The sequence below is a fragment of the Catenulispora sp. GAS73 genome (assembly GCF_041262085.1).
Lineage (GTDB): Bacteria > Actinomycetota > Actinomycetes > Streptomycetales > Catenulisporaceae > Catenulispora.
Genome location: NZ_JBGCCM010000028.1, coordinates 150,082 through 160,903, shown reverse-complemented (window position 1 = coordinate 160,903; position 10,822 = coordinate 150,082). Strand labels below are relative to the sequence as shown.

Sequence of the window (10,822 nt, the reverse complement as noted above, 5' to 3'; positions counted from 1 at the left end):
GGTGCGGTTTCGTGCGACTTGACACCACCGGCCCGATCAGCTTGGCTACGCCCGCCGACGCGACGGGGAACCCGGGACAACCCCGCCTGTGGGAAGGGTTCCCGCACCTCCGGCTCGACGGCTCACCGCCGCCTGTGCCTGCCGGGCGGACCCCGTCCACACCACACATGGCCGCCGCCCACCTGACGCATGCGCAGTGACTCGGACCTGTGCGCGGTCGTGTCCAGCATCACCCGCCGGCCGCCAGCGCATCCCCAGGCACACCACCGAACTGCGCCACCCAGCGGATCCTTCTTAAACCCGTGCGAAGCCGTAAGAAAACGCCCTTGACTGTCAACCCACAAACAAACCGCACCCGCCACCAGCGCACCCCCACATAGGTCAGCAGCGCCTCAAAAGACGCCTTGCCCGCGCTCTGCCTGGTGGCAGGGCGCGGGCAAAGGGTTCAGGTGTGGGACCGGGTTCAGCCGGCAGCGGTGACCCACCAGTTGCCGAAACCGGAGCCGAGGCTGGTCTGGTTGGATCCGTACTGGGTGCCGGTGGTCTTGGCACCGTCGGAGGCGAAGACGTCCATGGTGCCGTTGGCCGCCAGGGAGACCGAGGGGTCGCCGGCGAAGGATATGTTGTTGTTGCCGATCCAGGCGCCGTTGCTGAAGCCGCTCTGCGGGCCGGACTGTCCGAACACTGCGATGTGGCCGTTGGTGGTGCGGGCGAAGACGCTCACCGTTCCGCCGGCCCCCGAGGACAGGACTGCGGAAGGCGTGCCGACCAGGCCGCCGGCGGTGCTCAGCGAGCCCCACGCGCCGAACCCGGAGGCCAGTGCGGACTGGTTGGACTCGAACAGGTTCCCGGTGTTGTCCACCGCGAACACGACCATCGTGCCGTTGGCAGCCAGCGTCACCGACGGATCACCGGTGAAGTTCTGGCTGCCGGTGCCGACCCAGGCGCCGTTGCTGAAGCCGCTCTGCGGGCCGGACTGTCCGAACACTGCGATGTGGCCATCAGTGGTCCGGGCGAAAACGCTCACCGTGCCGCCAGCACCCGGGGACAGCACCGCAGAAGGCGTACCCACCAGACCACCGGAAGCACTCAGCTTGCCCCACGCGCCGAACCCGGATCCGGGCGCGGACTGGTTGGTCTCCCACAGGTTGCCGGTGTTGTCCACCGCGAACACGATCATCGTGCCGTTGGCAGCCAGCGTCACCGTCGGATCGCCCACGAAGTTCTGGCTGTTGGTGCCGACCCAGGCGCCGTTGCTGAAGCCGCTCTGCGGGCCGGACTGCCCGAACACCGCGATGTGGCCATCAGTAGTGCGGGCGAAAACGCTCACCGTGCCACCGGCCCCCGGAGACAACACTGCAGAAGGCGTGCCCACCAAACCGCCGGCGGTGCTCAACGCGCCCCAGTTGCTGAACCCGGAGGCAGGACCGGTCTGGTTGGTCTCGTACAGATTCCCGTCGGCACGGATCTGGAAGGAAGCCAAGGTCCCGTTCGCCGCGGCCACCGAGGAGTGACCCGTGACCGGACCGACCTTCGCCGGCGGAGCGTCCGGGGTGACGTTGTTGTAGCGCAGGCCCACGTAGCCGGAGGTGGGCCAACCCTCCAGGCTGGTGCCGTTGATGTGCCCCGTGGTCGGACCGTGGGTCGGATCGCTGGGGTTCGAGTTGGCGTAGTAGGTGAAGGTGCCGCTGGCCTTGTCGGTCCACTGGTCGAAGACCCAGATGTGCTTGTGCGGGTAGGCCATGGCATCGCCCTGCTGCAGGTTGCTGAAGCTGCCGATGCCGGTGTCGTAGGCGGTGTTCGGGGTGCCGTCGACATTGGTGAAGTCGTCCGGGGCGGGGTCGGTGACGATCAGGCTCGTGTTCAGATGCCAGACCATGGAGACGTACCCGGAGCAGTCCTCGCGGTAGTTCGTGCCCTGCGGATCCGAGTAGTAGGCGGCCTGGTTGTACGGGACGGAGTGGTCGACCCAGTACTGGGCCCGGGTCATCATCTCGCTGGGCGTGATCTGGCCGCCGATGGTGCTGGTGGCGTGCGCCGCGGGGGCGAAGGTGAGCAGGGAGGCGGCGACTCCGGCGATGGCTGTGGCAGCCATGCCTCGGCGGCGGGTGGACGGCTTGATGGACATGTCAGGCTCCTCAAAATGTGAATGTGTTCGGATATCGACGGGATCGGGGTTCAGGAGACGGCGTGGGCGGCGAGCATGGTGATCACGGCCGGGTCGCCGGTGGTGTCGTAGCGGTGCGGCGGGTTGGCTCCGAATTCGGTGAAGGCGGCGACGATGACCGTCGCGCCGTGCTGGACGAGGTAGTAGTGGTTGGTCTGCGGACCGGCGGCGGATGCGCCGGGCACAGCGGTCCAGGTACGGGCCCAGGCCAAGCCCTGTGCGGTGGTGGCGGTAGTGGTGACGGTGGCGTCGGTCGTGACGCCGCCGGAGTGCTGGAGGTCGCGGCTGGTCTGCTGGCAGCCGTTCAGGCCGTCGGCGATCGCCTGGAAGGCACGTGTGGCCGTGGCGGTGTCGGTGAAGCCGAAGATGTCTTCCTGCGCGGGGGTGTTCTGGGCGCTGGCGTAGCCCTGCTCGTGCCAGGCCGCCGCGCCGGACACCGTCGCGCACTCACTCAGGTCGATGCCGCCGACCGCCGGCAGGGTCATCGCGACCAGCCCTCCCGTGGGCTGCCAGTCGACGGCTGCGGCGTTCGGCAGGTCGACGGCCTTGAGCGGGGCCGGCGGAGGCGGAGCGTTGTGGGTGGTTCCCGGTGACGAAGCCGTGTCGTTCGGTCTCGGCGCCGTCGGCTTCACGGGGGCGGACGGCTTCTCGGCCGTGGGAGCCGTGGACGACGGCGCACTGGTGCTGGTTGAGCCGCTGGGCTCGCTATTCGTAGTCGACGGGGGTGTGGTCGGTGGCGCGACGGGGTTGTCGCTCGACAGCGACACGGTGGGCTGTGCGAGCGGTGCGGCCTGGCCGGCGGCGGACCTGGTCGCCGGGTGCGACGCGCAGGCTGCGGCGCCGACGAGGACGACGGCGAGCAAGGAAGCCGCAGCGGTGAGCCGTCGGCGGCGATTCGGGGTCATGGAGTCTTCCAATGCTGGTAAGGCGTGGTTTCCAGGGGGTCCACGAGCGGTTCGGCGGTCCACCCGAGGAAGGTCTGCGAAGTGCTGATCGCTCTGTGGCAAAGGCCTAGAGCCGTATCCATCGGGGGCGGGCCAGTTGCGTCTTCGTGGAGGAACATCGCCACAGCGATGTGTTCGGGAGTCGGGCCGTATCGGGCTCTTATGTGTTCCAGCCGGTCGTCCGGGACCGCTGTGGCCCACAGGATGTCGACGGCCATCTCGGGGCTCAGGGTCCTGGTCCGCGCGGCGGGGCCGGATGACAGGTGGAGGAGGACCACGTTCATGTCAGAGTCCGCCGGTGCAAGAGCTGCACGGCATGCCGGCGACGATCGACGTGGTGCCCAGTCGGTGCTGTGCCGCGCTCTGGAGCACGGCCGTCGCGGTGGTGTGGCCGATCAGCGCGAACAGCGCGACGGTCATGGCGGCGACGGCGCGACGGCCGGCGTCGGCTGTTTTTGGCATGGCGGTATCCCCCGATGGGTGTCAGAGTGGGTGATCGTCATCGGCCGAAGTGGTTCCGGGCCGGTGCCCACCGGGGCTGTTCCCGGGCTGGCATGGAGTACTTTTCCAAGCTCTGACCTGTGCCGGAAGGGAAAACTGCTGGCAGCAAAGTGTCTGGCAGCTTGGTGCCATCACCGCTGCAGATCAGCCCGCGCGGCGCGACCGCGGGGAGCGCGCGGCACTCGGGCATCTCGGGAAGAATTCTGAGATAGTCGCTTTCGGGTGTGGCCTCCGCCTGGGATGATCAAAGCAACGTGCACCGCGTGAGCCATGGGGTGTGGGGATGATCGAGGGGGAACGTTGTCAACCGGAGCGCAGGTCGATGTCGCTGCCCTGTTGGAACTGGGCCTGGAAGAGTCGTTGGCGCAGACCTGGATCGCGATGCGGGCCTACCCCGGCGCCGGGGTAGAAGAGCTGGCCCAGGTACTCGGGATCAACGAGATCCAGCTCCGCGAACAGCTGGACGCTCTCGCCGACCGGTCCCTGGTACGCGCCTCTCAGCAATCCCCGGGCTCGCTGGTGCCGATCGCCGCCGAGGCCGCCGTCGCCCAGCTGTTACAGCGGCAGGAACAGGAACTGGCCGAGCAGCAGGCCCGGATCCAACGACAGCGCGATCAGATCACCACCACCGTCGAGAAGCGACTGCGCGAGGACACCGCCGCCGACGGGCAGATCGAGCACATCATCGGCGCTGACGCGGTCCAGGCCCGGTTCGAGCAGCTCGCCTACACGACCGTCGCGTCCATCGACTCGCTCATGCCGGTGGTCGGGCTGCCGGCGGAGATGCTGGCCGAGGCATGGCCGCTGGACGCCGAACTGCTGCGCCGCGGGGTGAAGATGCGGTCGCTGTATCTGGAGGCGATCCGCAACGACGCCGCGATGATCAGCTACGCCCGCGACCTGGAGGCCGCCGGCGGCCACGTCCGCACCGCGCCGGCACTGCCGCAACGGCTGTTCATCTCCGACGCCCGCATCGCGATCGTCCCGCTGGACCCCACCACCCGCGGTCGCGGCGCGGCCGTCATCAGCGCTCCCGGCGTCATCGCCTCGCTGCTGGAGCTGTTCGATTCGGCGTGGAGCAACGCCGCCCCGCTGGACATCGGCAACTCCGTCGACCCCGGGTCCGGTCTGTCCAACACCGAACGCGTCCTGCTGGGAATGCTCGCCGAAGGCTCGACCGACGAGGCCGCCGCCAAGAAACTCGGCGTGTCGCTGCGCACCGTCCGCCGCATCATGGCCGACCTCATGCACCGCCTCGACGCCGGATCACGCTTCGAAGCCGGCATCAAAGCCGCTAAGAAGGGCTGGCTGTAAGAGCCCGTTCGCTCTCCGGTGTCCGGAGCCGGGACAGACGCGCGGGCAGCTATTTCAGGGTCTTGATGATCCTGGCGGGCATCCTGCTCGGGCCCACCCTCGTGACCTGCGGCGGGATTGGCATATTGGTGCCATGCACCTTTAGGACTCGGCTGTCGCCTTCCGTCACGGGTCGGGGTTTGGAAGAGTCCTGATTGCCAGCCGGGGACGATCCCGAAGGCGCGCCGGACCGGCCTCACCGGCCCGAAGACGATCACCGACACCAGCACCGATGGGGATGCCCGCATGCCGAAAACCGCCCGCGTGCGATCTCAGCCTTAGACGGCCCCAGGAATCAGTGCCCTTATTCCGGACTCGACGTCCGGACCCGCTCAAGTCCGTTCCCTGTCACGCCATACCCCCCTGCCCGCATGTCCTTTTGAGTAAGAGGAGCAAGAACCGATGATCCGACACGGCAGACGCGCAGCGGCCCTGGCCGTCCTGTGCGCGGCATTCTCAGCGACCACGATCGGCGGTGCGTCCGCGACGGCGGCGTCGGCGCCGAAGGACGCCACGCAGAGCGTCAGCTATCTGGGCCACCAGTTCACCATTCCGGCCGGCTGGCCGGTCGTCGACCTCGGCAAGGCGCCTTCGACCTGCGTCCGTTTCGACCAGCACGCCGTCTATCTGGGGACACCGGGTACCCGGCAGAACTGTCCGGCCCAGGTCATCGGACGGACCGAGACGCTTCTGGTCCAGCCCGCGGCCCCGTCCACGGCGCCGGACCGCACGACTGAGAACCCTGTCGCGCGGGAGGTCGACGCGACCGGGAGCGGTTTCCAGGTCTCGGTCACCTACAACACCGACCGCGCGCTGGCCCAGTCCATCCTCGCCAGCGCCGGGCTGCCGGCGCCGACGACGACGGCGACCACGACGCCGACCGTGCCGGCGACCGGCGCGGCAGCGGGTCGTCATCCCAGCGCGCAGGTCGCCGCCTCGGTCGTGGCCGACACCACCGACTTCACCGGCCAGGGTTTCGACGCCTGCGGCGCGCCGGACTCGTCGTCGATGAGCGCCTGGAAGAGCTCGTCGCCGTATTCCGCCGTCGGCATCTACATCGGCGGGGCCAATCGCACCTGCTCGCAGCCGAACCTCACCTCGGCCTGGGTCGCCCAGCAGGCCTCAGCCGGATGGCGCTTCGCGCCCATATACGTCGGCCTGCAAGGCCCGGGCAACAGCTGCGGCTGCGCGACCATCAGCTCCGCGAGCCAGGGCATCGCCGCCGCGGACGACGCGATCAACCAGGCCACCGCCCTCGGCTTCCCCGCCGGCATCGAGATCACCTACGACATGGAGGCCTACGGCAGCAGCAGCACCTCGTTGGTGGTCGGATTCGAATCCGACTGGGCCGCGGAACTGCACGCGCACGGGTACAAGGCCGGCGTCTACGGGAGCATGTCCAGCACCGTCGCTGATCTGGTCAACAACTACAGCTCCTACACCATGCCGGATGTCCTGGACTTCGCCAGCATTCCGGGCAGCGGCAGCAACACCGTCTCCGATCCCGGCATCCCGAGCGGCGATTGGTCCAACCACCAGCGCATCCACCAGTACACGGTGGGCCACGACGAGACTTGGGGCGGCGTCACCATCGGCGTCGACGGGGACTACTTCGACGTTCAAGTCTCCTCGGGGAGTACTCCGCCGGTGTCGGTGCGCGGGGTCACGGGTCATGCTTCCGTGGCTGCGGCGAATGGGACGCTGGCTTCGTTCCAGATCCGTGCTGACGGGAACCTGTACGAGACCAACCAGACCGGTCCGGCTTCCGGGTTCACCACCTGGGGCAAGCTGAGCACTGCCGGCGGTCTGGTCGGGGCGCCTTCCGCGGTGTTGTCTCCGGGGGCTGGTGGCACGGTGAGTGTGTTCGCTCGGACCACTGATGGGCATATCGCGGTGTTCGGGCAGTCCGGTCCGCAGAGCGGCTTCAGCAACGGCGCCTGGGTCGGCACCGGCAGCCAGAACTTCACCGGGGATCCGTCGGTGACGCTGGCTGCGAACGGCACGATGATCGTGTTCGCGGTGGACAACACCGGGAACTTGTGGGAGTCCAACCAGTCTGCACTCGCCTCCGGCTTCGGCGCGTGGGGCAAGCTGAGTGCTTCCGGTGGTCTGGTGGGTACGCCTTCTGCGGTGTTGTCTCCGGGGGCTGGTGGCACGGTGAGTGTGTTCGCCCGGACCACTGATGGGCATATCGCGGTGTTCGGGCAGTCCGGTCCGCAGAGCGGTTTCAGCAACGGCGCCTGGGTCGGCACCGGCAGCCAGAACTTCACCGGTGATCCGTCGGTGACGCTGGCTGCCAACGGCACCATGATCGTGTTCGCGGTGGACAACACCGGGAACCTGTTCGAGTCCAACCAGTCCGCGCCCGCCTCCGGCTTTGGCGCGTGGGGCTCGCTGAGCACCGCTGGCGGTTTGGTGGGCACGCCCTCCGCGGTGCTCTCCTCGGGGGCCGGCGGAACGGTGAGCGTCTTCGCCCGCACCACCAACGGCCATATCGCGGTGTTCGGGCAGTCCGGCCCGCAGAGCGGTTTCAGCAACGGCGCCTGGATCGGCAACAACGTGTCCTTCGCCGGCGACCCCTCGGTGTCCCTGGCCGCTAACGGCACCATGGATGTCTTCGCCTCTGATGGTGCCAAGACCACCGGCACCCAGTACGGAATCAACCAGACTGCGATCGCCGGCGGCTTCGGCAACTGGTGGGTGACTGCTGCCGGCTGAATCCAGCCCGCAATCTGAACCCGCAACCGAACCCGAGCCCGCGCCCTGCCACCAGGCAGCGCGCGGGCTAGGCGTTTCCCGCCGTCCAACCCGCCTTCCGCAGCGGCCGGCGACCCACTCAATCACCCACTCAGAACCCTGCCGTGCCGTCGCGCGCGTCCAGCAGCCGTCGTACCCGGTCGGCATCATGTTCGCGTCCTTGCTGCCGGTACAGCTCCAGTGCCTTCCGCCAGAGCGCGTGGGCCTGGTGGTGTTCGCCGAGCGCGGCATGGGGGTGGCCGAGGGCTTCGACGGTGTTCGCGCTGTGGGAGGTGTCGTACAGCGTGCGGCGGATCGTGAGGGCTCGGCGGTAGCAGGCGATGGCGTTGTCATGGTGGCCGGTGCGGTGGGCGATGTAGCCGAGAGTGTCCAGGGCGGCCGCCTCGCCCTCGCGGTAGCCGATGCTGCGGTGCGTGGCCAGGGCTTGATGGCACAGGTCGTTCGCGGTGTTGTAGTCGCCGAGCCGACAGGCGGACCGCGCCATGTCGTTGAGGCTCGTCGCCTCCGATCGCGGCCGACCGGCGGAGCGGAAGAGGTCTCTGGCGACGGTCACGTGCTTCAGGGCCTGCCGGTCGTCGCCCTGCCGGGTCTGTACCCGCGCGAGCTCTTGATGAGCCTTGGCCTGCTGGTCGAGATCTTGGTTCTTCTCCGCCGACTCAAGCGCCTGATCCAGGTGGGCCACGCCTTCCTCGTAGCGGTCCAGGTCGGCGTAGGCGGCTCCGAGCAGCCGGTGGGCGTGTATCCGGGCACTGGGATCAGTGAGATGGACCGCGGCCTCCAGGCCGATCAGCCGCATGGCGAGCGCGTCGTGGCGGTGCCCCCGCCGGTCGTGGAACGTGGCCAGGGCCCGGGCCAGCTGCCAGGCGTGGGGGTACAAGCCGAGGCCGGCGCCGGTTTGCTGCAGCACCATCAGATTGGTGTGCTCGGCGTCGAACCACGTCATCGCGGCCGGCACGTCGGGCAGGCGCAGGGGGCGCGCGCCGGGCACGGGTGGGACGCACGGCGGGCGGTGGGGGTCGGCGGCCACGAGGGCGTCGGCCCCGTCGGCGGTATAGACGTAGAACTCGCACAGGCGCTTGCGGGCGGCGCGCCGTTCGGCATCGCCGTCGTGGATCTGGGCCTGGTCGAAAGCGTAGGCGCGCAGCAGGTCGTGCAGGCTGTAGCGGCCGGGGGTGCGTTCGGTGACCAGGTTGGTCCGGGTCAGCTCGGTCAGGGCGCGGCGGGCGTCGGCGGGGTCCAGGTCGCTCAGCCCGGCGGTGGCCGGCACGCTGATGTCCGGGCCGGGTTGCAGGCCCAGCATCCGGAACACCCGGGCCGACTCCGGGGTGAGGGTGTTGTACGACCAGGAGAACACCGCGCGCACGTCGGCGTTGGCGGCCCCGGCGCTCAGCGTTTCCAGCCGTCCTTGGGCGTCGCGCAACTCCTCGACCACAGCCTCCAGCGGGTGCCCGGGACGCACCGCCGCATGCGCGGCCGCGATGGTGATGGCCAACGGAAGCCGCGCGCACCGCTCGATCAGCTCCTGCGCCGCGTCTGGCTCCGCCTCGACGCGATGCTGGCTCAGACGGCTGATCAGCAGATCGCGGGCCTCACGCTGGTCGGGCAGGTCCAGCGGCACGGGGACGGCGCCGTCCAGCGCGACCAGGCCGGCCAGCTGGTCGCGGCTGGTGACCAGGAGCATGCAGCCGGGCGCGGCGGGCAGCAGCGGCCGTACCTGCTCGGCGTCGCGGGCGTTGTCCAGGACGATCAGTATGCGCCGGTCGGCCAGCAGGGAGCGGTACAGGGCGAACTGTTCGTCCTGGTCGGCGGGGATCTCCTGCGCCTTCACGCCCAGGCCGGTGAGCAGCGCGTGAACCGCGGCGGTGGCGGCCATCGGCGCGCCGACGGGATCGAATCCACGCAGGTTGACATACAGCTGTCCGTCGGGGAACCGGGCGGCGTTCACGTGGCCCCAGTACACGGCCAGCGCGGTCTTGCCGATGCCGGCGGTGCCGCTGATCGCGCAGACCGGCGCCCGGGAGGCGTCCGCGCCGGCCAGCCGAACGCTGAGCTGTGTCAACTCGTCGCCGCGGCCTATGAACGTCGCCACGGACGCCGGCAGCTGTCGCGGTACGACTCGCGGTGGAGCCGGCGCCGCCCCGCGGTCCGGATCCACGGCCGCCGACTCGGGCCCGGCCTCAGCCGACCCGGGATCGCCGAGCAGTATCTCTTGATGCAGCCGCCGCAGTTCGGGCCCGGGATCGATGCCCAACTGCTCGGCCAGCGCCGCTCTGGCCTTCCGGTACGTCTCCAACGCCTCGCCGGTGCGCCCGCTGCGGTACAGCGCCAGCATCAGCTGTGTCCACAGCCGCTCACGCAAAGGATGCGCGGCGGTCAGGGCGACCAGCTCGGTGACCAACTCGTGGTGGTGGCCCAAGCCCAGTTCCAGCTCCACACGCCGCTCCTGCCCGGCCAGCCGTTGCTCGACCAGCCCGGGCAGCACCTCGCGCCGCAGCAGATCACTGGGCGCGTCCGTCAGCGCCTCCCCGTGCCACAGACCCGACGCCTCCTCCAGCAGCGAAACCGCGAACCGCGGCTCCCCAGCCGATTCCGCCTCCCGGGCCCGCCGGAGCAGCGCGCCGAACCGGTGCACGTCGACCGCGTCGGCGTCCACGGCCAACCGGTACCCGGCCGAGGAGGTCACTAGCGGGCTCGGCTCATCGCCCGCGGTCAGGATGCGCCGCAGTCGCAACACATAGTTCTGCAACGTATTGCGGGCCGAGGCCGGAGGCCGTTCGTCCCAGAGCCCGGCGATCAGCCGGTCCACCGGCACGGGCTCGCCGGCCGCGAGCGCCAGCAGCGCGATCAGAACCCGCTGTTTGGTCGCGGCCACCGGCACCACCCCGCCGTCGTGTCGAACCTCCAGCGGTCCCAGCAGGCGGAATCGCCATCCCTCAGCCACGAACGATCCCCTCGTGCGGTCAGGCCGTGATGAGCGTGGATGGATACGACCTCTGTCGACGGTCGCACAGGGCCCGAACGACTGTCGAGCGACCGCGCGGCGGCCACGGCGTCAGCGCCCGTCGGCACGGTGGGAAGCGGCCTGCCGTGTTGTGACAGT

Annotated in this window: 7 protein-coding genes; 3 read left to right on the top strand and 4 right to left on the bottom strand. The window is 69.4% G+C overall.

Annotated features, from left to right (window positions below; genetic code table 11):
• Positions 1-200: hypothetical protein (locus ABH935_RS35365; RefSeq protein WP_370382319.1), on the top strand; the 200-nt coding region annotated here is incomplete at its 5' end.
• A gap of 263 nt (positions 201-463) precedes the next feature.
• Here the strand turns inward: ABH935_RS35365 and ABH935_RS35360 are convergent.
• From ABH935_RS35360 to ABH935_RS35350, 3 genes are all read right to left on the bottom strand, one after another.
• Positions 464-2,128 carry a hypothetical protein gene (locus ABH935_RS35360; RefSeq protein WP_370382318.1) on the bottom strand — a complete coding sequence of 555 codons (1,665 nt, stop codon included), beginning with the start codon at positions 2,126-2,128 and terminating at the stop codon, positions 464-466.
• A gap of 50 nt (positions 2,129-2,178) precedes the next feature.
• On the bottom strand, positions 2,179-3,072 hold the full coding sequence (locus tag ABH935_RS35355) for a hypothetical protein (RefSeq protein WP_370382317.1): 894 nt from the start codon (positions 3,070-3,072) through the stop codon (positions 2,179-2,181).
• 324 nt (positions 3,073-3,396) lie between these two features.
• A complete protein-coding gene (locus tag ABH935_RS35350) occupies positions 3,397-3,573 on the bottom strand; it encodes a hypothetical protein (protein ID WP_370382316.1) in 177 nt (58 codons plus the stop codon).
• A gap of 339 nt (positions 3,574-3,912) precedes the next feature.
• On the opposite strand from ABH935_RS35350, the gene ABH935_RS35345 reads away from it, so the two are divergent.
• Both ABH935_RS35345 and ABH935_RS35340 read left to right on the top strand, forming a co-directional pair.
• A complete protein-coding gene (locus tag ABH935_RS35345) occupies positions 3,913-4,926 on the top strand; it encodes a LuxR C-terminal-related transcriptional regulator (RefSeq protein ID WP_370382315.1) in 1,014 nt (337 codons plus the stop codon).
• Positions 4,927-5,367: 441 nt separating this feature from the next.
• A complete protein-coding gene (locus tag ABH935_RS35340; RefSeq protein ID WP_370382314.1) occupies positions 5,368-7,683 on the top strand; it encodes a glycoside hydrolase domain-containing protein in 2,316 nt (771 codons plus the stop codon).
• A 130-nt stretch (positions 7,684-7,813) separates the two neighbouring features.
• On the opposite strand, the gene ABH935_RS35335 is transcribed toward ABH935_RS35340, so the two are convergent.
• Entirely contained in the window at positions 7,814-10,663 is a 2,850-nt protein-coding gene (locus ABH935_RS35335; RefSeq protein ID WP_370382313.1) for a BTAD domain-containing putative transcriptional regulator, read from the bottom strand.
• Between the last annotated feature and the right edge of the window lie 159 nt (positions 10,664-10,822).